This window comes from Alicyclobacillus contaminans DSM 17975 (genome assembly GCF_000429525.1).
Classification (GTDB): domain Bacteria; phylum Bacillota; class Bacilli; order Alicyclobacillales; family Alicyclobacillaceae; genus Alicyclobacillus_A; species Alicyclobacillus_A contaminans.
Map to the genome: position 1 here is coordinate 1 of NZ_AUCA01000030.1, position 25,509 is coordinate 25,509.

25 protein-coding genes are annotated in these 25,509 nt (G+C 59.5%); 1 reads left to right on the forward strand and 24 read right to left on the reverse strand.

Going from position 1 to position 25,509, the window contains the following annotated elements; all coding sequences use genetic code 11:
- The first annotated feature begins 249 nt into the window (after nucleotides 1-249).
- On the forward strand, nucleotides 250-426 hold the full coding sequence (locus G463_RS22865; protein ID WP_156900184.1) for a hypothetical protein: 177 nt from the start codon (nucleotides 250-252) through the stop codon (nucleotides 424-426).
- A gap of 136 nt (nucleotides 427-562) precedes the next feature.
- On the opposite strand, the gene G463_RS20140 is transcribed toward G463_RS22865, so the two are convergent.
- The 24 genes from G463_RS20140 to G463_RS20160 all read right to left on the reverse strand — a co-directional run bounded on the left by G463_RS20140 (nucleotide 563) and on the right by G463_RS20160 (nucleotide 25,498).
- On the reverse strand, nucleotides 563-1,093 hold the full coding sequence (locus tag G463_RS20140; RefSeq protein WP_051322237.1) for a DivIVA domain-containing protein: 531 nt from the start codon (nucleotides 1,091-1,093) through the stop codon (nucleotides 563-565).
- 109 nt (nucleotides 1,094-1,202) lie between these two features.
- On the reverse strand, nucleotides 1,203-1,991 hold the full coding sequence (locus tag G463_RS0111590) for a YlmH family RNA-binding protein (protein ID WP_026975293.1): 789 nt from the start codon (nucleotides 1,989-1,991) through the stop codon (nucleotides 1,203-1,205).
- Entirely contained in the window at nucleotides 1,988-2,287 is a 300-nt protein-coding gene (locus G463_RS0111595) for a YggT family protein (protein ID WP_245575897.1), read from the reverse strand. Before G463_RS0111595 ends, G463_RS0111590 begins: the two co-directional genes overlap by 4 nt.
- Nucleotides 2,287-3,012, reverse strand: coding sequence for a YggS family pyridoxal phosphate-dependent enzyme (locus tag G463_RS0111600; protein ID WP_026975295.1), 726 nt, complete (start codon nucleotides 3,010-3,012; stop codon nucleotides 2,287-2,289). Before G463_RS0111600 ends, G463_RS0111595 begins: the two co-directional genes overlap by 1 nt.
- Before the next feature lie 28 nt (nucleotides 3,013-3,040).
- Nucleotides 3,041-3,898: a peptidoglycan editing factor PgeF gene (gene pgeF, locus G463_RS20145; protein ID WP_084171596.1), complete on the reverse strand. Its 858-nt coding sequence runs from the start codon at nucleotides 3,896-3,898 to the stop codon at nucleotides 3,041-3,043.
- Between the two features lie 63 nt (nucleotides 3,899-3,961).
- On the reverse strand, nucleotides 3,962-4,255 hold the full coding sequence (locus G463_RS0111610; protein ID WP_026975296.1) for a YlmC/YmxH family sporulation protein: 294 nt from the start codon (nucleotides 4,253-4,255) through the stop codon (nucleotides 3,962-3,964).
- Between the two features lie 112 nt (nucleotides 4,256-4,367).
- Nucleotides 4,368-5,147, reverse strand: a complete 780-nt coding sequence (gene sigG / locus G463_RS0111615) for an RNA polymerase sporulation sigma factor SigG (protein WP_026975297.1) — start codon at nucleotides 5,145-5,147, stop codon at nucleotides 4,368-4,370.
- A gap of 208 nt (nucleotides 5,148-5,355) precedes the next feature.
- Nucleotides 5,356-6,102: an RNA polymerase sporulation sigma factor SigE gene (gene sigE, locus G463_RS0111620; RefSeq protein ID WP_211227416.1), complete on the reverse strand. Its 747-nt coding sequence runs from the start codon at nucleotides 6,100-6,102 to the stop codon at nucleotides 5,356-5,358.
- Nucleotides 6,005-7,027, reverse strand: a complete 1,023-nt coding sequence (locus G463_RS20150; protein ID WP_051322239.1) for a sigma-E processing peptidase SpoIIGA — start codon at nucleotides 7,025-7,027, stop codon at nucleotides 6,005-6,007. Before G463_RS20150 ends, sigE begins: the two co-directional genes overlap by 98 nt.
- A 237-nt stretch (nucleotides 7,028-7,264) precedes the next feature.
- Nucleotides 7,265-8,368: a cell division protein FtsZ gene (gene ftsZ, locus G463_RS0111630; RefSeq protein WP_026975299.1), complete on the reverse strand. Its 1,104-nt coding sequence runs from the start codon at nucleotides 8,366-8,368 to the stop codon at nucleotides 7,265-7,267.
- Nucleotides 8,369-8,413: 45 nt separating this feature from the next.
- The gene (ftsA, locus tag G463_RS0111635; RefSeq protein WP_026975300.1) at nucleotides 8,414-9,646 is read right to left on the reverse strand and encodes a cell division protein FtsA; all 1,233 of its coding nucleotides are present in this window, start codon (nucleotides 9,644-9,646) and stop codon (nucleotides 8,414-8,416) included.
- Between the two features lie 116 nt (nucleotides 9,647-9,762).
- Nucleotides 9,763-10,140 (reverse strand): small basic family protein, encoded by a 378-nt coding sequence (locus G463_RS0111640; RefSeq protein WP_035487074.1) that lies wholly within the window; start codon nucleotides 10,138-10,140, stop codon nucleotides 9,763-9,765.
- Nucleotides 10,137-10,880, reverse strand: a complete 744-nt coding sequence (locus G463_RS0111645) for a DUF881 domain-containing protein (RefSeq protein WP_245575898.1) — start codon at nucleotides 10,878-10,880, stop codon at nucleotides 10,137-10,139. The genes G463_RS0111640 and G463_RS0111645 overlap by 4 nt, the downstream gene beginning before the upstream one ends.
- Nucleotides 10,881-10,912: 32 nt before the next feature.
- Complete coding sequence (locus G463_RS0111650; protein ID WP_026975303.1) at nucleotides 10,913-11,632, reverse strand: DUF881 domain-containing protein; 720 nt, start codon at nucleotides 11,630-11,632, stop codon at nucleotides 10,913-10,915.
- Nucleotides 11,633-11,636: 4 nt separating this feature from the next.
- Nucleotides 11,637-12,410 (reverse strand): cell division protein FtsQ/DivIB, encoded by a 774-nt coding sequence (locus G463_RS20155; protein ID WP_051322240.1) that lies wholly within the window; start codon nucleotides 12,408-12,410, stop codon nucleotides 11,637-11,639.
- A gap of 95 nt (nucleotides 12,411-12,505) precedes the next feature.
- Nucleotides 12,506-13,765 (reverse strand): UDP-N-acetylglucosamine 1-carboxyvinyltransferase, encoded by a 1,260-nt coding sequence (murA, locus tag G463_RS0111660; protein WP_026975304.1) that lies wholly within the window; start codon nucleotides 13,763-13,765, stop codon nucleotides 12,506-12,508.
- 5 nt (nucleotides 13,766-13,770) lie between these two features.
- Nucleotides 13,771-14,694, reverse strand: coding sequence for a UDP-N-acetylmuramate dehydrogenase (murB, locus tag G463_RS0111665; RefSeq protein ID WP_026975305.1), 924 nt, complete (start codon nucleotides 14,692-14,694; stop codon nucleotides 13,771-13,773).
- A gap of 103 nt (nucleotides 14,695-14,797) precedes the next feature.
- Nucleotides 14,798-15,913 (reverse strand): undecaprenyldiphospho-muramoylpentapeptide beta-N-acetylglucosaminyltransferase, encoded by a 1,116-nt coding sequence (gene murG / locus G463_RS0111670; protein ID WP_026975306.1) that lies wholly within the window; start codon nucleotides 15,911-15,913, stop codon nucleotides 14,798-14,800.
- Nucleotides 15,914-16,040: 127 nt separating this feature from the next.
- A complete protein-coding gene (gene spoVE, locus G463_RS0111675; RefSeq protein WP_026975307.1) occupies nucleotides 16,041-17,141 on the reverse strand; it encodes a stage V sporulation protein E in 1,101 nt (366 codons plus the stop codon).
- 55 nt (nucleotides 17,142-17,196) lie between these two features.
- Nucleotides 17,197-18,555, reverse strand: a complete 1,359-nt coding sequence (murD, locus tag G463_RS0111680; RefSeq protein ID WP_026975308.1) for a UDP-N-acetylmuramoyl-L-alanine--D-glutamate ligase — start codon at nucleotides 18,553-18,555, stop codon at nucleotides 17,197-17,199.
- A 30-nt stretch (nucleotides 18,556-18,585) separates the two neighbouring features.
- Nucleotides 18,586-19,557, reverse strand: a complete 972-nt coding sequence (gene mraY / locus G463_RS0111685) for a phospho-N-acetylmuramoyl-pentapeptide-transferase (RefSeq protein WP_026975309.1) — start codon at nucleotides 19,555-19,557, stop codon at nucleotides 18,586-18,588.
- 13 nt (nucleotides 19,558-19,570) lie between these two features.
- Nucleotides 19,571-21,067: a UDP-N-acetylmuramoyl-L-alanyl-D-glutamate--2,6-diaminopimelate ligase gene (locus tag G463_RS0111690; RefSeq protein ID WP_026975310.1), complete on the reverse strand. Its 1,497-nt coding sequence runs from the start codon at nucleotides 21,065-21,067 to the stop codon at nucleotides 19,571-19,573.
- Nucleotides 21,068-21,142: 75 nt separating this feature from the next.
- Nucleotides 21,143-23,101, reverse strand: coding sequence for a stage V sporulation protein D (locus G463_RS0111695; RefSeq protein WP_483756922.1), 1,959 nt, complete (start codon nucleotides 23,099-23,101; stop codon nucleotides 21,143-21,145).
- Nucleotides 23,102-23,251: 150 nt separating this feature from the next.
- Nucleotides 23,252-25,498: a PASTA domain-containing penicillin-binding protein gene (locus G463_RS20160; protein ID WP_051322241.1), complete on the reverse strand. Its 2,247-nt coding sequence runs from the start codon at nucleotides 25,496-25,498 to the stop codon at nucleotides 23,252-23,254.
- Nucleotides 25,499-25,509 lie beyond the last annotated feature (11 nt).

Below are 25,509 nucleotides of genomic sequence, written 5' to 3' on the forward strand. Positions count from 1 at the left end.
AACGCAGCGTGAGACGGTTTTTATCTGAATTGTAAATCTATCATCTCTTTCTTAAAAGCCATCCCATCTGTCTTGACAATGTGGGGTTCAATACGCACAATTGCTCCTGCACCGCTAGTGTGGTTTTGTGAGCGCGGCGTCATACCCAGGGTCCTGTGGGAAGTTGTTCAAAAGACTGTCACCGTCTGCAGCGTCGGAAAGCGGTATGATGAGAATCACAGCGAGTGCAGAGAAATGGGGAGACAGCTCGTGCGGAGATATCGATTGCAAGCAATTTCCCTCGTCCTCATGTGGATTGGCGGGCTGGAGATTGTGGCAAGCTTTCTGGTCAAGGAATGGTTTCAATTCGAGACACATCTCACCCCGGTGTTTTTCCTGGTCCTGCTGCTGGGCATTGCGCTCTACGTGGTGAGCCGGGTCGTATAACAAAGCCAGCGCCAATATCCGTCGAGCCCGTCGGCACCCGCCGTATATGGCGCCGTAGTGACAACAATGGACCCCGCAGAGAGGGTCCATTGGCAATGTTTCTGTTTCTCCATAGATTCAGTCGACACCCGTTGAATCACGATTCTCCGGGACGCTGAAAGTCCGCGTGAACCAATTTGTCAGCCAAGGATTTGTCCGCGGCGAATTCCGCGTCAAATTTATCCCAATCTCCCGATTCCAGCATTTCCAACTGCGCCTGAATCAACGCCCGAAAGCGAGCCCGGAAAATGGCGGCGTGCTTCTGAATTTCCTCAACTTCCATGGCGATTTTTCGAGATTTCGCCAACGCCTCGCTGATGATTCGATCCGCGTTTTTCTCGGCTTCCTTCAGAATCAGCTGGGCTTCCTTCCGCGCATTGGCCTTCACTTCCTCGGCCGTTTCCTGCGCGACGACGATGGACTTCCCAAGGCTCTCCTCAATGTTTGTGAAATGCCGCAATCGCTCGGCGTATTGATCCAGTTTCTCTTCCAAATCCTTGTTTTGACGAATCAGTGCTTCATAATCTTGAATAATTCGTTCCAGAAAATCATCGACTTCATCTTCATCATAGCCGCGGAAAGAACGGCTGAATTCCTTGTTATGAATGTCCAGAGGGGATAACGGCAACGCATGACACCTCCTGATATTCGACGCATCCGCAATAAAATATACAAGCCTCGACAAATTCCTTACAATGGTTTCGACGCGCCTGACCGTTCTCCTGCCCTCGCGTGGATTATCTTTCCGAAGGAAGGACGCCAATGCGCAGGCGCTCTCTCCCCTTTCGACTCTCCCCGAGATGCTCGTCCACTCGCACGCGCCCGAATCCTCGAATGGACAGCATATCGCCCGGTTCTACCACCATATCCGGCTTGTCAACCACCGCGAAGTTCAATTGCACATACCCTTTTTCGACAGCCGCTTGGGCAGCGCTCCGCGACCAGTGACAGGCTTGTGCCACCACTCCGTCCAACCGCAGAGACGATACGCTGATGACCACATCCTGATATTCCGGCGCGGCCCAGGTCTCAGGTCCCCGGCGCCGTTCCACCGCGAGCGACTCGCGGCCGGCCTTTGTCCATTCGGTCAGCAGAAATCCGGCCACATCCCGGCACACCACAACGTACGCTCCACCGTCCTGAATCACCACGTCGCCGATTTTGCGCCGTTCCAACCCGGTGCCGAGCAATGACCCCAAGGTGGCTCTGTGCGAGAGCGCCGCTCCACTCGCGCACCTCGCAAACAGGATCTCCGTTTCAAAATCATCGGGCGTTGGATACCAATTGTCCGGCATCACCAGCCCGCGTTTTCGTTCCGCGTTCGGGATGACGCCATGCCACTCCACCCACGCCCCTTCGCGGCGCACGACGGATTCGCACAGATACTGTTCCCGCGGCGTCAGAAAATCCGTGAGACGCCAGCGGTTGTCACTCACAACCGTGCCCACCACGTCGAGACACCGGCGAATGAACGGCCGTTCTTCCGGCCGCGTCCAACTCTTGACGAACGCCTCGTTCAAACTCATCCGCTCAACCCTCGCAGAAGCGCGATGAGCACGGTCATCACGCCCTCTTCCACAAAATAATAGACCACAACGGCCACGATGAACGATAGATCGAGGACGACGCCTCCTAAGGGCAACCCGGGGATGAACCGGCGGAAGACGCGCAGGTACGGATCGGTCAAGCGGGACAGCCACTGCCCGAGTTGGGTGTCGGCCAAATCCGGAACCCACGAGATAATGGCTGTCGCAATCAACAGAAACCAGTAAATGCTGAGAATGGCCTGGATGATATTGACCAGCACCACCAACATGTCCATCACTCCTTCTCCGGCACCTCTCGGTCCACCGTCACCGCCTGCATCAGTCGACGCCCGATGCGAACCATGGTCGCGCCTTCCTCAATGGCCACGCGGAAATCGTCGGACATGCCCATGGACAACTCCGTCGCAGATTCGGGCAGATGCCCGGCGCGCAGCAGGTCGTCGCGCAGTGCCCGCAATCCGCCGAATACCTCGCGCAGCACGGATTCCTCCGCAGCATGCGGAGCCATGGTCATCAAGCCGCACAACCGAATGCCTGGCAAATCTCGAACCGCTTCCGCCACGGCGGCCACCGCCGAGGGTGGAAGTCCAAACTTCTGGGCTTCTCCCGATACGTTCACTTGCAGCAGAATGTTCATCCTCTTTCCGGCCGCCTCCGACAGTCGGCTGATGGCGGTCGCCAGCTCGACAGAATCGACGGAGTGGACATAGGAGAACGAACGGACAATGTACTTGACTTTGTTCATCTGCAGATGGCCGATGAAATGCCAGGTCGCGTCCACCGCAGCCGGATGCTCCAGCAAATCCCGCGCGTGCTGCCAGCGGTTCTCGGCAAAATCATCGAGTCCAACCGACCGAAGCTGCGGCAGGCCGGCCGGCGTGATGGTTTTTGTCACACCGATGAGACGCACCACATCGGGCGTCCGTCCACTGTGCGCGGCCGCCGCGCCGATTTCGGCACGCAGACTGGACAAGGTCGATGCCAGGTGTTCCACGTTCATCTTCTTCCCCCCTGCCCCACATCTTCCATCAGGCGCGTCCAAGTTCCTGCCCCTTTACCCCATCGCCGCCGGAGAGACACACAATTCCGAGCTGCCTTCCCGTACGTCCGCGATGAGCCCGATGGGAGAACAGCAAATCCGCCTGGCACGAAGTGCAGGCCCCCGTGTCCTCTATATGATCCGGCAGAACGCCGCCGGCGATCAAATCCATGCGAATGCACGCCTGCAAACTGAGGAGAAACTTTCCCGGACGTCCGAATCGCGATACCATGGTGCGCGCGCCGAACTCCGCGCGAACCATTGTCGCAACCGATTCGTCAACCTCATAGCAACACCGGCGAATGGACGGTCCGAGCGCAACCCGCACGTCCGCCGGACTGCAGTCGAACGCCTCCCGCATGCAGCTTAACACTTCCCGGGCGATATGCCCCACCGTCCCTTTCCAACCGGAGTGGGCCGCGGCAACCACACGACGAACCGGATCGAAAAACAGCATCGGCACGCAATCTGCGGCGAACACGGCCAGTGGCAATTCCGGTTCGGCTGTGACCAGCGCGTCCACGTCGGGAACGGCCGTCTCCACAGCCAGGGCACCTCGGCCGGCAAACGATGCGTCCACCACGGCAACCCGGTTGCCGTGAACCTGTTCGGGCACCACCCACGTTTCGGGCCCGCAGCCTACCCAGGCGGCGACGCGGGATCGATTCTGCAGCACAGCATGTGGGCGGTCTCCCACATGCAGGCCCACATTGAGGGTCTCGTACGGAGGTTCACTCACGCCTCCGGCACGCAGTGAAAATAGCCCTCGCACATCGTGCCAGGGCCAACGGGTGGAGATAAAGCGAGGGTGATTGGGCGAACCCTGCCAGTTGGCGATCATGTGCATCCCGCCCTTACAACAGTCCTTTCGTACAGAGTACAACACGAAGCAGCGGTTTGCACAGTCCGTTCAGTATCCGCCCGTTCCCGCCTTGCCGGACTTCGGCGGCAGGTAGTATCCTTGATCGCGCAGTGGACGCAGGTCCACGAGAATCACATCGGAGCCAATCTTCACAATCTGGTTCCACGGCACCACATAATCCTGTCCGCCGCCCACCATGCCGAAAAAGCGCGTTTGTCCAGGAATCACAATCGCGTGAATGAGCCCGCTGTCCGTATCAATTTCCAGATCACCGATGGTTCCGAGCCGCTTCCCGTCGCTGACGTTGACGACGTCTTTCGACTGCAAGTCGGAAATTCGCATGAACCATCCCGCCTTCCGCAAACCACGGTTTTGCGTCCTCAGGCCATTCCTGAATCCGCGCCACTACGGAAGTATATGTCCGGTTGCAGCGAATCTTGCAAAGCCGTCCGATTCACGCCTGGATATGCTTTTGCATCCGCTGGATGGCCGCCTTTTCCAGCCGGGAGACCTGCGCCTGCGAGATGCCGATTTCCTCCGCCACCTCCATCTGGGTCTTCCCTTCGTAAAAGCGCATCGACAAGATTTTCTTCTCTCGCTCTGTGAGTTTGTGCATCGCCTCGCGCAGCGCAATCTCCTCGACCCAGGTCTTATCAAGATTCTTGTCGTCACTGATTTGATCCACGACGTAGATGGGATCGCCGCCGTCGTTATAGATGGGTTCGAACAGGGATACGGGGTCTTGGATGGCGTCCAGCGCAAACACCACGTCTTCCTTCGGAAGGTTCAGCGCGTTGGAGATCTCCTGTACGGTGGGTTCACGCAGATGTTCATTGGTCAATTGATCGCGTACCTGCAGCGCTTTGTATGCGATATCGCGGAGTGAACGACTCACGCGGATGGAGTTGTTGTCACGCAGGTAACGACGGATCTCACCGATGATCATGGGTACCGCATAGGTGGAGAATCGTACGTTCTGGCCGAGATCAAAATTGTCGATGGCTTTCATCAGTCCGATGCAACCAACCTGGAACAGGTCATCCACGTATTCGCCCCGATTGTTGAACCGTTGAATGACCGAGAGGACCAGACGCAGGTTGCCGTTGACCAGTTTTTCACGAGCCTCCAGGTGTCCGGACTGCAACTGTTCAAACAGCGTCCGCATTTCGGTGTTCGTCAACACCGGCAATTGGGACGTGTTAACGCCGCAGATCTCAACTTTGTTCCGCTTCATTCCATTTCCCCCCATGCTGTCTGACCAAGTCGCCCTGCGCTACCAGTGGAGAAACATACCGCGAAGGAATTCGTCAACAGTATGTCCGGGGAGGGTAAACTTATGCATACGCGGAAGAAGCCGGAGTGTATCCCACCAGCTGTCATCAGCCCTGGAAAATCAAAAAACCCGCTGATCCATGCGGGTTTCGCGGTCGAGTCGACGGTGGTCACAACATGCGGTTGAACTCGCGTCGCAGCCGTTTGATAATTCGTTTTTCCAACCTGGAAATGTAGGATTGGGAAATCCCGAGCAGGTCCGCCACATCCTTCTGCGTCATTTCTTCGCCTCTGCCCAGCCCGAAGCGGAGTTCCATGATTTTTCTCTCGCGGTCCGTCAACTTCTGCAGCGCATCGTACAACAACTCTTTGTCCACCTCGTCCTCGAGATTGCGGTAAATGGTGTCTGCTTCGGTCCCGAGCACGTCCGACAGCAGAAGTTCGTTTCCGTCCCAATCCACGTTCAGCGGTTCATCAAACGACACCTCCGACTTCAGTTTGTTGTTCCGGCGCAGAAACATCAGAATCTCGTTCTCGATGCAACGACTGGCGTATGTGGCCAGCTTGATCTTCTTGGACGGATCAAACGTATTGACCGCCTTGATCAATCCAATGGTGCCAATGGACACTAAATCTTCAATGTGAACTCCGGTATTTTCGAATTTTCTCGCGATATATACCACCAGGCGCAAATTCCGCTCAATCAGCAGCGACCGAACCGATTCATCGCCGCTCGGCAGTCGGCTCAACAGATACTCTTCTTCGTCCCGTGTCAGCGGTGGCGGCAACGCTTCACTGCCGCCGACGTAATAGACTTCCTCAGCTCCGCCACCCAGCTTGATGCGAATCCGGATCCACAGCAGTTGCAGTCGTATCCGCAGTTTCATGTTCAACCGTTTCGGCAACTGTGCCCTCATCACGCCTGTCAACTCCCGTTACAACTTCAATGTGCAAAATCGCTTGAAAGCGCCCTTCTCCGGACAGCGGTTGCGGGTGAACCGCCAGCAGACAGGGCGTAGTCACCCTCTGCAGAGCGCCATTCACCTCAATCTCCAACGCATCTGGACGCACCGCCAACGCCAGCCGCTGCTCACCGCCCGCCCCCCGGTACGGGACCAATGCCAGCCGCTCCGCGTGTGGCAAGCTGGCGCAATGCTCCAACGCTCGCACGACATCGTCGGCCTCGGTCAGCGCCTCGGCCAATGCCGGAGGCAACAGTTGTCGCATCACCGTCGCGTCCACCAAGCAAACCGGTCGTCGACTCAGCGGGTCCCGCAATTGGTTGCCGGTGTCCACCAGACCTGTGAACTGCACCTGATGGTTCGCGAACGTGGCGCGTACCGAGCGGAGCGAGGTGGTGGTCTGCAATACCCGGTCGGCACGCCGTAGCGTGAAGCGCAGCAACCCGTATCCGGTTGGCAACGCAACCAGCAGCGCCAGCCCCTCCAGACTCGTGGAATACTCCAAATGACGGCTCGCGGACCAAGATCCGGCGGCGACCGACGTCCCTGGCACCGCGAAGTGAAGGGCGATGGCCGCCCCAGCGAAGACAAACGCCACCAGATAATACGTCACGCATGCCCGTATCAACTGCAGCCAATTTCGAGCCGGAATGGCGACAGCCACCATGATGAGCTCCGCCACCGCCTTGCCCGGCCATGTGGTGAGGGTGGAAAGTGAAGGCACAAACAAGAGCAGTGCATAACAGGCCCCAAACACGCCGCCGCTGCAAATCCGCCACCAACGAACCGGTGCTTTCAGCACCCAACAAGACGTCAACAAAATCACCGCATCCATGATGGCATTGACGAGCCAAACCACGTCCGCGTAGACGACCGGCATGGCACCACCTCTCAGCGGTGTTTGCCACAGTATAGTACATCTCTATTACAAACCCTGTCGGATCTTGCCTGCGAATCCATAGAGTTTTTGTTGAATCGCGTTTCATTTTTGCGCTGGGCCTGCTCCGTCTCAGAATGTGCTCGAAGATCCTCGGCAAACAAAAAAAGAGGGGGATCCCCCCTCTTCCTTACAGTCTGTCCACGCCGTCCTCCATTCGTGCAAATGGAGGATGTACACTCATTTATCCCGTCCAAACCTGTCTCTCCCACGCCGCATGAACGCCGGAATATCCCAGCTGTTTCCCGCCGCGCCGCTGATGAGCGGCACCTCGTCGGTTACGGGGCTCGGTTTGACTCGCGCCGGAGACGGCTGATCCGTCTGCTTGGGCTGGGCCTCAAAGCCTGTCGCGATGACCGTAACCACAATCTCGTCTCCCAATTCCGGATTGATATGCGCGCCGAAGATCATGTTCACTTCGGGATCCGCAGCCATCGAAACGATGTCCGCCGCCTCGTTGACCTCCCACAAGCTCAGGTTAGCACCGCCGGCGATGTGCATCAGGACGCCCATGGCGCCGTCGATGGAGGTCTCCAGAAGAGGGCTGTTGATGGCGTTTTTCGCCGCCTCGGTCGCCCGGTTCTCCCCGCTGGCAACCCCAATGCCCATCAGCGCCGAGCCGCGCTCCGCCATGATGGCCTTGACGTCGGCAAAGTCTACGTTGATGAGTCCTGGCACCGCAATCAGGTCCGAAATCCCCGACACACCCTGGCGAAGCACGTTGTCCGCCTCGCGGAATGCCTCCAGCATCGGCGTGTTCCGATCCACAATTTCCAACAGCCGATCATTCGGGATGACAATCAACGTGTCCACCTTTTCACGGAGGTTGTTGACGCCGACCTCCGCTTGCGCCATGCGCCGCTTCTGCTCAAAGCGGAACGGCTTGGTCACAACACCGACCGTCAGCGCGCCCAGTTCCTTGGAAATCTCCGCAATCACCGGTGCAGCACCGGTGCCCGTGCCACCGCCCATGCCTGCGGTCACAAACACCATGTCCGCGCCCTGCAGCGCATTGACCAGCACTTCCCGGCTCTCCTCGGCTGCTTTCTTCCCGATTTCCGGATTGGCCCCGGCGCCAAGCCCCCGCGTCAACTTTTCGCCAATCTGGAGTTTGGTCGGAGCTTTCGACAACTGCAACGCCTGCGCATCCGTGTTGACAACGATGAATTCGACACCTTCAATCCCGGACTCTATCATTCGGTTCACCGCATTGCAGCCACCACCGCCAACGCCGATGACCTTGATTCTTGCCAACGGTTCGTAGTCCACGTCAAATTCCAGCATACTGCTCCTCCTCATGGTTATCCGTTCCGCGGCCTCCGCGAACGCTCAGATGAAATCACGCAGCCAATCCTTGATCCGCGCAAACATTCCACCGCCGGTCTTGACGGGTCTGGCCGCAGCCGCCGCGACCTCCATATGGCTGTTGCGCATATGCGAACGCAGAGCGTGGCCAATCATCCCTACCCCATTGACGAAGGACGGATCGCGTACGCCGAGGTAATCCGGCACCGCCACGCGCGCCGGGGCGCGCAGTTCCTCCTGAGCCAACTCACCGGTAGCCTGCATGGCAACGCAGCCCCCGTGGAGGACGTAACCACTCGGCAGATCGTGCAAGTATCCCATTTTCTCGACTTCCTTGCGGACCAAAGAAAAGATCTCCTGCATCCGTGGTTCGATGATATTGGCCAAATCATATTGACTATACTCAGATTCTTGATTGCTGCCGATGCGCGGCACGCGGAACCGCTCCGATTCAGACGCAGCTTGAACCAACGCACAGCCGTGGCGCAGCTTGACCTGCTCCGCAGCGGCCGTGTTCGTGCGCAGACCGATGGCAATGTCGTGCGTGACATAGTCTCCGCCCATAGGGATGATGCTGGTGCCGACCAGAACGCCGTTGTCGAACACCGACACACTGGTGGCGCCGGCACCAATGTCCACGAGAGCCACTCCGAGCTTGCGCTCGTCCTGGGACAGCGCGATGGTGCCTGCCGCCATTGGCATCAGCACGAGATTCGCCACCTCAATGCCGGCGCGCTCGACACAGCGCACCACGTTGTGAATCGCCGTCCGGCTGCCCGTGATCAGGTGCGCATCCACCTCCAGCCGCACGCCCAGCATGCCCCGCGGATCCACAATGCCACGAAGACCGTCGACGATGAACTCCTTTGCAACCACATCGATAATTTCCCGTTCCGGCGGAAGCGCCACGACCCGGGCCTGTTGTAATACGCGTTCGATGTCCTCGTCGCCAATTTCCCGATCCGCCGAAGACACGGCAACCACTCCGTGGCTATTCTGCAAATCAATATGATTCCCAGAAATTCCAACATACGCGGAGGTGATGTGAATGCCGACCATTCGTTCAGCGTGGTCCACCGCTTCCCGAATGGACTGCACAGTCAAATCTATATCCACAATGGATCCGTGGCGAATACCTTCTCCAGCTGCGGACCCAACGCCGATGACATTAATCGAGTTCCCGGCTTGTTCGCCAATGATTGCCCGTACCTTAGAAGTGCCGATGTCTAGACTAACGATGTAATCCCCTTTGGCCAACCGAGTGGCACCTCCCTGACCGCCAATTACATAACGCACTTCCTTGCTACTTCAACAAGGTTCTCTACAATCCTCTTTTTGTACACAAACTTTTTCAGGTAATTCGCGTCTTCGAGTCACGCTTTCCGCACCGGCGCCTCGTCCTTTTGTCGGCGATGCCCCATCCGCCCGAAGGCAATGCGGCGAATGACCGCGATGTTCTGAAACAGACGAACGCCAAACGCCACCACGGCCGCCAGATACAGGTCCACGCCGAGCTGCACGCCGATGTAGGCCAACAGCGCCGCCACCAACGTGTTGAAAAAGAAGCCCGTGATGAACACGGCGCCGTCGAACGTTTTTTCCAGACTGGCCCGCACCCCACCAAACACGGTATCCAAAGCCGCGAGAATGGCGATGGAGAAATAGGAAGAATACGCGACCGGAATATCCACATTCGCGGCCAGCCCAACGCCCACACCCAACAGCAGACCAATGATCGGCAACCAAATCATCCCTGATTGACCTCCTTCGCCCAATGCCCAGGCAGCTGGCCGGTGTAGCCGGGCACGGTGACGCCGTGCGCGCCCGGATGCGCTTGAATGATGCAGTCCTCCTGCATCAAGTTCAAATCTGTCTGTACGTTGTTGACTGTCAAAATGGCCTGCATCCGATTGATGTCCCCCATCGCGGTGATCACGTAGGGACTCGTGACCGGGTTGGTGTTGATCTGCAGGATGTTGGTGGTCGGGTCGAGCCCGCCGACGAGCCGAATGGAAGATGTGGTGACGAGCCGCTGCCCATTGATGCTGATGGCCTGCGCACCGTTGGCAAACAGCCAGTTCACAATCTGCCCCAACTCCTGATCCGCCGTTTGCTCAAACAATCCGGAATATTTCGGGTCGTAGGGCAAGGTCGGATCGAACTGGATTTTGATGGTGATTCCCGGTCCGCTCACGCTCGTGGTGCCCGCCGCCTCCTCCACAGCCTTGGCGTCCTGCTGCAGCGTGTGCAGCATTTCGTTGGTCTGTCCGGACGCGCTTTGGTACTGCAGCAGCAGGGCGTTCTGCTTTGCAATTTCCTGCTCCAGGGCCTGGTTTTCCGCCATTTGCTCCTGCACCTGGTCGCGCAGGTCCAAATAACTCGACAGGCTGTCCGCGGACGATTTCGGATGAGACGAGAACTGCACCGTCAGCATGAACCCAAGCAGCGTGCTCACCCCGGTCAACGACCAGATGAACGCTCGTTTCTGCACAACTTCCACCTCCGCATCAAGCGCCCGACGCCTCAGTTGCTGCCTGTGTCGCTGGGCAGACTCCCGGTGAACGGGGGCATTTTAATGGTCTGAACCAACTGGACATCCGACACGTTCACGCCCCGCTGGCGAAGTTGGTCAAGAATCCCGCCCTGCAGAGTGAGCCCGGACTTCAGCGCCTGCGGATCGCCAATGGCTTGAATGGTAAACGGAGCACCGATGCTGTGGTCGTTCACCTTCACCACGGGACCTGTACAAAACACCCCTGACGTAGCCACCACCCGGTATCCGTTGATGGATACGGCTTCGGCACCCGCAGTGAACAATTCGTTGATGACACTGCGCACATCCCAGTCGTGCGTGAGATACTGCTCCGTATCCGCACCGGCCGGCGGCGTTCCATCCATCAGCGTCACCTGCACGCCGGGGCCCTCTACCGCAGTGGTGCCCGCCAAAATCCGCTCATCCTCCAACTTGGCCCGGAGCGCACTGAGTTCTCCACTGTTGCCCGTCTGCTTTTCATACGCGGCGATTTTGGTCGTAATGCTTTGCAACTGCTGTTCCTGTTTGACGTTGGTGGCCTTCAGCGCCTGGAGTTGAACCAGCAGCTTTTTCTGTTCGGTGTCGCTTGGAGAGTATCCCAGCGCCCCGCGGCCGGCCAGTTGCTGCTTGTACTGCAGCGCCACCATGAACCCGAGTGCCGCCGCAACCACCGTCAACGACAGCGCCAGCTTGGACCTGGTCTGCAGCATCCCGTCATCCCTTCCCTTGTCCGGTTGTCGGAAATGGTGTATAGCGATACGGCTGGCCCAACGTCATGTCAATCATTCCCGGCGCGTACCCTTTGCTCTTGAAGTAGGACACCGCTTGATCCACGTCGCGCAATGTGTCCGCCAGGTTGCTGAGTTGGCACTGAGCTGCAAACAGATTGAGCAAATAGACGGTGGCCACCCCATCCGCGCTCAGATGAATTTCGGAAATTTCGTTCGCCTGCGCCTGCGACAGCTGGGACAATTGTTGGCACGCTGTCGCCATCGCCGGCAGCGGCACCTCCCCCGGATGGGCCGACACTGGCTCGTCCGCGGTCAACAGCGGCCATGGAAACCCATTCGTGGAAGCGGCGTCTGCGTACACTTTGCCGTCGCTCAACAACTCATAGTACTTCCCATTCACCGGCAGCACCGCGACAATCTGCTTTTCTTTGACCGTCAGCGTGACGGTGCCGCGGAGGTAATCGGTGTGGACGGTCACGGATTGAATGCGCGGCAGTGCGGCGAGGACTCGATTTGAAATGGCCGATCCGCTCACCTGCCACAGACTCATTCCCCGGTGAAGCCCGCTGGCGTTGATGACGTCGCTGGCCGTGACCGAGGTGTTGCCCCCGACAACGGTGGTGCGCACGCGCGTCAGCGGGGATTCGAGAACCATGACAACACCCAAAAACAGAAAAAAGCCGAAGACGAGGGCTCTTGTCCTCGTTTTCCCAGCCCGTTTCAGGGCGGCGCTCCTCCGCTCAGTTCCGTGGTTCAATCGCTTGTCCTCCATCCGAATAAAACAAGCCTGCCGGCCGGCTGCCGACAGACGGCGGACCATGGAAAGCCGTACGGCATGCGTCCGCTGAAACGTTACGACATTGCGCCAGTTCTTGTGATGACCGCGCCCAAGTCTCGCAAGTAGACATCCAATTGCTGATAGCCCCGGTCAATGTGCTGAAGCCCTTCGACACGCGTCACTCCGTCTGCCATCAGCCCGGCAATCACCAGGGCCGCCCCACCCCGCAAATCGGTGGCCTCCACGGTGGCGCCGGACAACTGGGAAACGCCGCGCACGACGGCTGTCTGCAAATCCACCGTGATGTCCGCGCCCATCCGCGTCAACTCGTTGACGTGTTTGAATCGTGCCTCGAACACGCTCTCGCGAATGACACTCGTGCCCTCGGCCGTTGTGAACGCCGCCATGAACGGTGCCTGCAGATCCGTTGGAAAGCCGGGATACGGCGCGGTTCGCATGTCCACAGCCCGGAGTGGCTTCAAACATTCAATGGTAATTATATCACGGTCTGTATGCACCCGCACCCCGGCTTGCTTCAATTTGGCCAACAATGCCCCGAGGTGTGCGGGCTCGGCCTTGGTCAGCGTCACCTTGCCTCGCGTGGCGGCGACGGTCAACAACATGGTCCCGGCCACGATGCGATCCGGAATGATGCGATGACGGGTTCCGTGCAGATGGTGCACCCCCTGCACCCGGACCGTGTCCTCGCCGACACCTTCGATGTTGGCGCCACACGCATTGAGGAAGTTGGCCAAATCCACAATCTCCGGCTCTCTGGCCGCATTCTGGATGACGGTCTGCCCATCCGCCAGTGCCGCGGCCATGATCAGGTTTTCCGTCGCGCCAACGCTGGGAAAATCGAGAACAATCTCCGTTCCGAACAGGCGGTTCGACGAGCAGCGAATGAACCCGTGCTTTTCTTCAATCGATGCGCCCAGCGCCCGCATGCCTCGCAGGTGAAAATCCACGGGCCGCTGTCCAATCACGCACCCCCCCGGCTTGCTGACACGGACATCGCCGAAGCGCGCCAAGAGCGGGCCCATCAAAAAAATTGAGGACCTCATGCGCCGCATCAAGTCTGCCGGCACGTTGGTGGAACGCAGGTTCCCGGCATCCACCACCACCGACGTCCCATCGCGGCGGACCGATGCACCGAGGGTTTGCAGAATCTTCATCATGACCCGGACATCTTCCAGGTCCGGGACATTGTCAATCACGCAAGGCTCTTCCACCATCACGGTTGCGGCCAAAATTGGCAATGCCGCATTCTTCGCACCGTACACCTGGGTTTCTCCGCAAAGCGGTGATCCTCCATGAATTTCGAACGCATCCACACCGGTCACCTCCCAGAGGCTGGCTCTCCCATCAGCCTCACTTCCGTCTCCAGGTGAATCCCGTATTTTTCCTGGATGGTTTCCTGGACGTGGCGCATCAGCCAAAGCACATCTTCCGCTTTCGCCGAACCGAGGTTGACAATGAAATTCGCGTGCTTTTCACTGATTTGCGCGTTGCCGCGCCGCAGCCCCTTGAGACCCGCGGACTCGATGAGAAACCCGGCGTGCGTGCCCGGCGGATTGCGAAAGACAGAACCGCAGTTGGGCCAGGATAGAGGCTGGGTTTGACTGCGCCGCTGCGACCACCCGCGGACCGTCCTCGTCATGGCTTCCACGTCACCCGGCCGCAGGCCGAAGGCTGCCTTCAGGACCAACCGAGGATGGTCTTTGAGCACACTGTAGCGGTACGCGAAGCGCAGATCGGCGTTGCTGAGCCGCTCCATTCGCCCTTCGTCGTCCATGACGTCGGCGTACAGAAGTACGTCCTTCACCTCTCCGCCGTGGGCACCCGCGTTCATCATCACCGCGCCGCCGACGCTGCCGGGAATGCCCGTGGCGAATTCGAGCCCGGACAATCCATGGCGAATCGCCAGATTGGCTGCCGAAACAAACGACCGGCCCGCCTCTGCGGTCAACGTCTCGCCGTCCACATCCACCTTGGCCAAATTGTCGCCCATCTTGATGACCATGCCGCGAATCCCGCCATCCTGAACCAACAGGTTCGAGCCGCGGCCAATCACGGTCCAAGACACTTCCAGCTCACGCGCCGCGAGCAGTGCGCCGCGCACCTCGGACACGGATTTTGGGCATACGAAAATGTCTGCCGGGCCCCCAATCCGCCAGGTGGTGTGCCGCGACATGGGTTCATTCAATCGCACGTCCTGTACACCGAATCGTTCCAGGGCCGCGAGAACACGTTCCGAATTCATTGCCAAACCTCCAACTGTGCCAACCACCCATAACTCGCCTGCGCCCAGGTCCGTATGGCATCATATGGTGCCGCCCGGGAATGGGTGATGCTCCTTCTGTATGTTACCTTCGTGAATTCTGCGCCTTCGCTTCCAACACCAAGTCGCACAACGACTGAACGGCGTTTGGCGTCGCCAACGTGCGAGCCGCGCGCCGCAGCGCATCCCCGCGACCCGTTTCCAGCACTTCGTGCATCGCCTTCCAGAGCGCGTCCGGCGTCAGCTCCGCTTCCCGAATCATCATCGCCGCTCCGCGTTCCACGAGGCGCCGCGCATTTTCCTCCTGGTGATTGGCGGTCACGTACGGCGACGGAATGATGATGGAAGCCAGTCCAAGCGCGCAGATTTCGGCCAGCGTCGAACTGCCCGCCCTGCACACGAGCAGCCCGGCGTGCGGAAGCAATGCGGGCATATCGTGAATGAACGGAACCAACCGAACGTTCTCAGGCAGCCTGGCCGGCAGCATTTGCCGAACATGTTCGAAGTGCTTGTCACCCGTGACGTACAACAGTTGCCAGTCGCTTTTTTCGGAGAATCTCGGGATGAGCTGCGCAAACACATCGTTGACGGTTTCGGCCCCTCTGCTGCCCGCGAAGCACACAATCAGCTTTTTTCCGTCCTGCAATTGGTACAGGGCGCGCGCGTGTCGCAGCGTTTTCGGATCCGCATCCAGCACCTCGCTCGCCCGCGGGTTGCCTGTGACCACCACCTTGTTCGCCCGACGAAACCACTGGACGCTCTCTTCAAAGCACACCGCCACGCCGTACGCCTTGCGCGCGCACAGTTGATTGGTCAGTCCGGGCCGGGCGTTCCCCTCCCAGACCACGGAAGGGATGCGGCGACTCGCCGCCGCGAAGACGACCGGCAGCGTCACGTAGCCGCCCGTACCAACCACCACGTCAGGTCGAAAATCTTTGAGTATGCGTTTCGCTTCCCGAAAACCGCGCCAAGCAGTCCAGGCTGTGCGCAGGCCGGAGATGCTCAATTCTCGCTTGAGGCCCGCCGCCGGAATGGCGACAAACGGGATCCCGGCCCGCTGGACAATCTCCCGTTCGAGCCCTCGTTCCGATCCCACGTACAACACGTCGACGGCCCCCACGGTCCGTTTCATATACTGCAACAGCGTCAGCCCGGGGTAGATGTGCCCCCCCGTCCCGCCGCCGGTCAACAACAGACGCATGTCATTCACTCCTTCAAACTCCCGCGGCGCCCAGAGCCCGCGAACCAAGGCCGTAAGAAAGCCCTCTGACCATCCATGATAGCAGAGGGCACGTTTGTCTCGCCACGACTCGCTGGATTGCGCCCTGTCAGCGCACGGCCTGGCGAGAGATATTCAAGAGGATGCCGACACCGGTCAGCATCAAGGTGAGGGACGAACCGCCAAAACTGACGAACGGCAGCGTGATTCCCGTGGCCGGAATGGAACTGGTGACCACCCCGACGTTGATCAACACCTGGACCGCAATCATACCGGTGATGCCTGCCGCGAGCAGCGAACCAAACTCGTCCGTCGCATACATGGCCGTTCGATAACCACGCCAGACCAGCACCGCGAACAGCGCGAGCACGGTGGCGCAGCCGAGGAATCCCAGTTCCTCGCCGAGAATCGAGTAGATGAAGTCTGTTTGCGGCTCGGGCAGGTAGAGGTATTTCTGGCGACTGTTTCCGAGCCCCAGTCCCACCAACCCGCCGGACCCAAGCGCGTACAGCGACTGAATCACCTGGTATCCCTTCCCCAGCGGATCCTGCCAGGGATCGAGAAAAGCCACAATCCGCTTGATGCGGTATGGTGCCATCGCCACCAACGCCGCGAAGGCCAACAGACCGCCGCCCGCCAGCACGCCGATGTGGCGCACGCGGGCTCCCGCCGCAAACAGAAGAACCACCGTGGTCCCCATGATGACGACACTCTGACCGAGGTCCGGTTCCAACATGATGAGCCCAACCGCCAACAGAGAGATGAACAGCGGCGGCAAGAAACCGCGCACAAACGACTCCATTCTGTCCGCAGCGTCAGCGAGGTAGTGCGCCAGGAACAAGATGATGGCGAGCTTGGCAAACTCCGAGGGCTGAATTCCAAAACTGCCAATGCCAAGCCAAGCCTGCGAACCGCCCCGATTCACCCCGACGCCCGGAATCAGCACCACCACGAGAAACAGAAAGCTCGCAATGATGAACTTCGGCGCCAGCGGCCGCAGCCGGTGATAATCGACGTTGGCCATGGTGAACATCAATACCAGACCGAGGGCTGCCCACATCAGCTGGCGTTTGAAATAGTAGAACGGATCGTCAAACTTTTGGGCCGAGATCACCGAACTGGCGCTGTGGACCATCACCAGGCCGATGGTCAAGAGCACCAGTGTCACCGCAACAATTGTGTAGTCGAAATTCCGGTTTGCGCGCACCACCGCCGAGCCGCACCTCCTTCGCTATCCGGCGAAGGGTCGTCCCACATCGCCGACGCTACAATGTATGCACGGCTTGCTTGAAGATTCGTCCCCGCTCCTCGAAGGAGGAGAACATGTCCCAACTCGCGCACGAAGGGGAGAACAGGACCACATCGCCAGGGGCCGCCATATTGCGGGCAGCGCGAACCGCGTCCTCGACACTGCACACCAGCCTTACCTCAGGCACCCCCGCCTCACGGCACATGATGGCGATGCGTTCGGCGGATTGACCGAGCAGGACGGCCGCTTTGACCCGACCCTGCAACACCTCCGTCAACACGTGAAAATCGTCGCCTCTATCCAGCCCGCCGGCAATCCAAATCACGTGGTCGGAAAACGAGCGGAGCGCGCGAATCGCGGCGGTCGGATTGGTCGCTTTGGAGTCGTTGTACCACGACACGCCCTGCCGTTCCAAGACGAACTCCAATCGGTGCTCGATGCCGCGGAACCGCATCAACACTGACTTCACCGCTTCGATATCCGCACCGGACCAGATGGCGAGGGCCGTGGCCGCCAGTGCGTTCTCCAGGTTGTGCTCCCCTTTCAATCCGAGGGCGGACACCGGCATGAGCCGCGTATCCCGCCCGTCCCTGCGCACCACCATCTCGCCGTTTGCAACAAATACACCTTCCGGAACAGGCCCGCGCCGACTGAAATAGATCACCGACGCCGACAGCGTCGGCGCGTGTGCGCGCAGTTCCTCCTGGTCATAATTCAACACTGCGGTATCGTTCGCTGTCATATTCCGAAACATGCGCCACTTGGCCTGCGCGTATGCTTCATACGTTTCATGGTAATCCAGGTGGGCTGGATAGAGGTTAAGCAGCGCTGCGATGCGAGGGTGGAACGTTTCCGTGCCGAGCAGCTGGAAACTCGAAACTTCCAGCACCACCGGCTGCTCCGGGCGGATCTGATCCACCAGTCCGGACAGGACGCGCCCGATGTTGCCAGCGACCACCGGTTCCTTGCCGGCCTCGGCGAGGATCTCGCCGACCAGCGTGGTGGTTGTCGTTTTGCCGTTGGAACCGGTGATGGCGACGATGGGTGACGCCAGTTCCCACGTGGCCACTTCAATCTCGGTGTACACCGGTATGCCTCGACGCCCGGCCTCCACCAACAACGGCAAGCTGTACGGAATCCCGGGATTCTTCACAATGTAGTCCAGCGGCTGGTCCAACAGCGACAGGGGATGGTCTCCCAGAACCACACTCGCCCCGCGCGCTTCCAGCGCTTCGACCGCCGACTCCACCTCGCGGCGCGGCCGGCGGTCATTCACGGTCACGCGACATCCGCGCGACAGCAACAGCTGCGCCACCGCCTCCCCGCTTCGCGCCAAACCCAGTACAAGCACATTCTGCCCAGCTTCAATCTTCATCTGTCCTTCGCCTCTTTCTATGCTCGCTGGTCAATGCGACAGGAGTGCCAAGCTACCAAACGCCGTGATGAAGGCGGCCAGCCAAAAGGCAATGACGACTTCCCACTCCGACCAGCCGGACAGTTCAAAGTGGTGGTGGAGTGGGCTCATTCGAAATACCCGCTTGCCGAACACCTGAAACGAAAACACCTGAATGATCACGGACAACGTTTCAACTACAAACACCAGCCCGAATAACACGAGGCCAATCTCACTGTGCGTCAGCACAGCGACCATCGCGAGCGCACCGCCAATGGCAAGCGAGCCGGTGTCCCCCATGAACACCTTCGCCGGGTGGCGATTGAACATCAGAAAACCGAGCAGAGCGCCAACCATGGCGGCACAGAACAACGCCACGTCATATTCTGTGTGCCAGTACGCGTAGAACGCGTACGCCGAAAACACCACCGCCGCCGTCCCCGACAAGAGGCCATCGAGGCCGTCGGTCAGGTTGACCGCGTTGGTGGTACCAAGCAGTACAAGCAGCAGAAACAGCAGATAAAACAGTCCCAAGCTGATCTCCAGGTGGGTGAACGGAATGCTCACAGCAAAAGTTTGCCCCTGTTCACGCCAATGCAACCACAATCCGGCAAACAAGACGAGCGTGGCGACCACTTGCCAGAACAACTTCTGTTTGGCGCGCAAACCGAGATTGCGTTTCTTGACCACCTTGATGAAGTCGTCCGCAAATCCAACCACGCCAAAGGATACGGTTGCGAACAAAAGCAGAAGGATATCCATGCTGGTGAGACTGAATTTCAACATCGTCAGCACGAGCGCCGCGACAATCATCACGCCGCCCATCGTGGGCGTGCCGCTCTTGACCTGGTGGTGCTTCGGCCCTTCCTCGCGCACGCGTTGACCGAACTTCAATCGGTGCAAAATCGGAATGCACACCGGCCCGAGCAGCACCGCAATCGCAAACGCGGCACCGGCCGTCAGCAACAGTGCCTGCAAGTCCATGAAAAAACTCCTTTCACCATCCACGCCGCCATTTCAAAATTGCCTTGCGCGCGGTCTCTCTGTCATCAAAGTGGTGCTTGACGGTCCCGACAATCTGATACGTCTCGTGACCTTTGCCGGCAATCAACACCACGTCGCCCGGTTCGGCCAGACGCACCGCCTCATCGATGGCGGCGGCCCGGTCGGTGATGCGGCGATACCGTTGGGACTGGCCCGCCACGCCGGCCTCCATATCGTCAAGGATGGCCTCCGGATCTTCGGTTCGCGGGTTGTCGCTGGTCAGAACGACCAGGTCGCTGTGCTGCACCGCAATGTTGGCCATCAGGGGCCGTTTCCCACGGTCGCGATCCCCACCGCATCCGACCACGGTCAGCACTCTTCCCGTCGCAAACTCCCGCACGGTCGTCAACGCATTCTCCAAACTGTCCGGGGTATGCGAGTAGTCCACCAACACGGTGAACGGTTGTCCCTCGTCCACTTTCTCCAGCCGCCCCGGAATGCCGGGAACGGCGGCCAGGGCATCCACTGCGTCCTGCAGAGGAATGCCTTCAATCAAAGCCACCGAGAGCGCGGCCAGGGCGTTGTACACGTTGAACCGACCGGTCATCTGCAGGCGCACCGTCGCATCGCCGGCGAATGTACGCACATCAAACGATACGCCGTCCGCCGTCACCTGCACACGTTCGGCGCGAACGTCCGCGCGTTCGTTGAGCCCGTACGAAATCACCTCGACAACCGTCTGTCTCCGCAGATAATCGTACGCGGCGTCATCCGCGTTGAGCACCGCGTAGGCCGAACGTCGCACATCGTCGCCGTATTCGTTGCCGAGGCGCGAGAACAGCTTGCCCTTCGCCTCCAAATACCGCTCCATCGTGCCATGAAAATCGAGATGGTCCTGGGTGAGGTTGGTGAAGACACCGATGTGAAACCGCGTGCCGGCCACTCGGTGCAGTTCCAGCGCATGGGACGATACTTCCATCACTCCGTACTGGCAACCCGCACGGACCATGCGATGCAGAATATGCTGGAGATCCACTGCTTCCGGCGTGGTATTCACCACATCCTCCGTGCGCCCGTCCACGCGCATCCCGACCGTTCCATACAGCCCCACCTTGCGGCCTGCGGCCTGAAGGATGGCTTCAATGAGATGCGTCACGGTGGTCTTCCCGTTCGTGCCCGTGACACCAATCATCTGCAGTCTTTGCGACGGATGGCCGTGAAACACACTGGCCACCACAGCCGAGGCAAAGCGCGTACTGGGAACCACCACCTGGGGTATGGGCAGCGACTCCACCGGGGACTCCACCAACACCGCAGCGGCACCTCGGGTGACGCACTCCGAAATAAACCGATGGCCATCGACCGTGTTGCCGCGGATTGCGATAAACAGCGCCCCTGGGGTCACCCTCCTCGAATCGGCCGTAACCGACAGAATCTCCACATCGCCAAATCCTGGCGGTGCCACCAACCGGTATTGAATCAATGGTGCAATCAGTTGTCGCAAGAGCATGTCTCTTGCCTCCTCAATTCTTCACATGCTGCGGAAATTCCCCTGCCCCAGAGTACTTGTGCAGACAACGGCTTGTCAATTCGCTTGCGGATTCGGCGACGTATCGCCGAGGTAAATCCGAACTGTCGAGTTCGCGGCGACCTGTGTCCCACCTGGCGGCGATTGCAGGATCACGTACTTGCCACTCCCCACCACTTCCATGTTCAACTGGGCCCCGCTCTGCAGCGCTGACCGCTTGACGTCCCCGATGGTCATGCCCACGAAATTCGGCACTTCCACCTTGGCCGGCTCGAGAGGGCTCGCTTTTTTCGGCAAGCCAGCGGACGAAGGGGGCACTCCGAGATAGTGCAGGCTGTCTCCGAGAATTCGCCCGACAATCGGTGCCGCGATGGTCCCGCCGTACACCGCCGCCCCGTTCCGCGGCCGGGGATAGTCAATCGCCAGGTATGCGACCAAGCGCGGATTGTCCGCTGGAGCCATGCCCATGAATGAGACGATGTAGTGGCCGGGCTCATAGCGCCCGTTCACGGCCACCTGCGCCGTTCCCGTTTTGCCCGCCACACGGTACCCCGGCTGATACGCGTTCTTCCCGCTGCCTCTGGCGACCACGCTTTCCAACGCGTCCCGAACCTGCTTGGCGGTGCTGGCGTCAATCACCCGCCGAACCTCCGTCGGCTGAACCGTCTGCACCACTTTGCCCGTATCGTGATCGATGAACGCCTGCACCACGTGCGGCTTCATCAGGATGCCACCATTGGCGATGGCGCCCATGGCCATCACCTGTTGGATGGGCGTCACCGACACACCCTGTCCGAACGCCGTGGTGGCCAACTCCAGCGGACCCACGCGCGATAGCTTGAAGAGAATGCCGTTGCCTTCACCGGGGAGGTCAATTCCGGTTTTTTGTCCAAAGCCAAATTTCTTAATGTAGCTGAACAGCGTATCCTTTCCCAGGCGTTCGCCGAGTGCAATAAATCCCGGGTTGCAGGAGTTTTCCACCACGTTCAGGAACGACTGCGATCCGTGTCCCCCCGCTTTCCAGCACTTCACCTTGCGCCCCGCCACCTCGTAGTAGCCCGGATCGTAAAACCGATCGTTCAGCGTGACCTTCTTCTCCTGCAATGCGGCGGAGAGTGTGACCACCTTGAACGTGGAGCCAGGCTCGAACGTTTGCCAGATGGCCAGGTTCTGGTTGTACGTGGACGGCGGATAAGCCTTCCAGTCCGCCGGATTGAAGCTGGGGTAGTTGGCCATGGCCAGGATGCTCCCTGTCTTCGGATCCTCCACAATGGCGGTGACGTGGTCCGGATTGTACTCCGCGACCGCCTGTTCAATCTCGCGTTCGACAAACTGCTGAATCTGGGCGTCAATCGTCAACTGCAAATCCATTCCGTCCGCAGGCGGTTGATAAAATTCTGGGGTGCCCGGCATGCGTTTGCCATTGGCCTGCGCATAGAACGAAATGTACCCGCGCTGGCCCGCCAACACGTTGTCGTACTGCTTCTCCACACCGGTTAAACCTTGGTTGTAGTCACCGGTGATACCGAGTACCTGGGCGGCCAAATCACCGTAAGGATAGGCCCGTTTCCCGGCCTCGGAAATGTAAATGCCTGATAGATGGAGATTCCGCACCGCAGTCGCCTGCTGTTCGGTGATGCGGCGTCCTCTCGGGGAAATGTACACGATGGCGGACACCTTTTGCAGCATCTTCAAGACGTCCGCCTCGTTCATTTGCAAAATCCCCGCCAGCGCCTTCGCGGTCCCCGGCTTGTCCTTCACCTGCGCAGGAACCGCCATGATGACGGGAGAACTCGCCGTGTAAACCAGCGTCCGCCCTTTATCGTCGTAGATGGTCCCTCGCGTGCCTTCCACAGGAATGTTGCGCTCCCAGGTCGCCTGGGCCATTTGCTGGAGCCAGGAGGACTGTCCAATTTGGATGTACGCCAATCTGCCCACGAGGCCGCCAATCGCCGCCAGCAGGCAGAACAGGAGGATCACGAACCGGCGCCGCATCGTTCGCTGGGTTATTCGCACGCTTGTCGCCCCCATGCCAGATTTCTGATTCATCCTATGCGGACAATCCTGGTCATAGAAGCACATGACAGGGGCGTTGCCCCCGACTTGGACAACGCCCCTTCGTCGCGCGAACGCGGTTGCCACAGGGAATGGGTCCCGCGTCAGACGTCAACCCTCGGCAGACCCGGAGTCATTCGCCGCAGAGCTCTTGCGGCTCGCCGATGCGGCCGCAGAAACGGCCTGCGTCACCGGATCCTGCGGCGGCGCGAACACCACCGTCACCGTCTGACCACGCTTCACCGGCTGTCCTGCCGGAATGGACTGCGACACCGCAAACCCATCCCCTTGTGCGGTCATGGACACGCCCATGGCCGCCAGGATATCTCCGGCTTCCCGCATTGAGGTCCCGCGGAGATCTGGCATGATGCCCGAACCATTTCCGGTTCCAGGCGCCCACAGGTACATCTTGCTCCCGACCGGCACCTCCACGCCCGGCTCGGGCCATTGGCCGGTGATCATGCCGTCGTTCCCCAGCACATCCGAAGCAAGCCCCAGTTTTTTCAGCTCATTGCTGGCCGCCGTGGGTGACTGACCGGTCACGTTCGGCGTCTGCACGTATTTCGTGGCACTGGCTGCCGGAGGCTGCTGCGAATGGCTCTGTGTGCCGGATTTCGGCGGTATGTGCGCGTACTGCAGGCACTCTTCGAGAATGTCCCGTGCCGCAGGCGTCGCCACCGTGCTGCCCCAGGTGTTGCTCTCCGGTGTCTTTGGCCAATCCAGCGTGACATATACCTCGAACTGCGGGTTTTCCGCCGGCGCGTAGCCGATGAACGACACGATGAACCGATCCAGGTAATACCCGCCCTTGTCGTTCATCACGTTGGCCGTACCGGTTTTTCCGGCCACGTCGTAACCGGGAATTTTGCCGACGGAGTCAATGCCTTCGGACACGTCCAGCACCAGTGTGTCGTTCACCTGCTGCACCACGTCTTTCGGAACCACCTGTGGATTTTTGACCACCGGAGTGAATGATTTCAGCACTTTCCCGGTCGTCGGATCCACCACCGCTTTCGCGAGATGCGGCTGAATCAACTTACCGCCGTTGGCAATGGCGCCGTACGCGGCCACCTGTTGCAGCGGCGTGACCGCGATACCCTGTCCAAACCCCGAGGTGGCCAACTGGACTTTGCCGCGGCTGGCCGGCGCAAACACGATGGAGTTCGCCTCATTGGGCAGATCCACCCCGGTCGGTTGGAGAAAGCCGAAGTCCTGCATGTACTTCAGCAGATTGCTCCAACCGAGCTTGAGCGCCACCGTCGCGAACCCGACGTTGCTCGACTCCTCAAGTGCCTGGCGGAACGTGATGGTTCCCCAACCCACGCCGTTCCAATCGTGAATGGTCCGCCCGGCCACCGTCAGGCTACCGGAGTGAAACGTGTCATCGAGGGAGATCACATGAGTGGCGAGGCCGGCCGCCAGCGTCAGCATCTTGAAGGTCGATCCGGGTTCGAACGCCTCGTTCACAGCCCAGTTGCTGTACAGCGCCTCGGGGTTGGCCGTCGCGTAGTGATTCGGATCATACGTGGGTCGGCTGGCCATCCCGAGAATTTCTCCGGTCTGCGGATTCGTGACAATGATGGCGGCGTGGTCCGGATTGTACTGCTTCATCAACTCGTCCATTTTGGCCTCCACGAAGCCCTGGATGGTCTGGTCGATGGTCAGCTCGATGTTCTTGCCCGGGACGGCCGGTTTGGTCACGCGCATGGTCGTCTGCAACGGGAAGCCCAGGTTGTCCTGGGTATACGTGACCTCCCCGTTCTGCCCCGACAGCAGACTGTTGTATTCCGCCTCCAGGCCCGCTTTGCCGACGCCGTTGTTGTCCACGAACCCGAGCGTGTTTGCGGCAAACGATCCGTACGGATACACCCGTTCCTCCGTCGGTGTGAACGTCGCGTCGTCAATGTGGGAACTGCCAAAGATGGCTTTGTCCTTCAGCAGGCTTTGGATCTTTTCCTTGTCGGTCTCCAAAATCGGGGTCGGCCACTGCACCCAGTGCGCCCCGCTCTGCAGTTTTTTCAGGACCACATCCGTGGATGCGCCGAGAATGGGGGACAGCTTGCTGGCCAGCAACGAGAGATCAGGGAATGCATCGGTTTTCACGTCCAACAGATAGGCCGGAACGTCGTACGCCAGGGGATGTCCATTCCGGTCCAACAGCGCCCCGCGCTGCGAGAGCACCACTTCCTTCACCTGCTCCACCTGCTCGGCCTTGGCGAGCAGGCCGGGCCCGAATACCTGCTGAACGTAGATGATGCGCGCGGCGACTAATCCCAAGACGCCGATGAACAGCGCCTGCATGCCAATCACGCGTTTCCGGTGCCGACTCGCCCGCTGTGACATTTGATTTCGGTTCAACGCAGTTCACC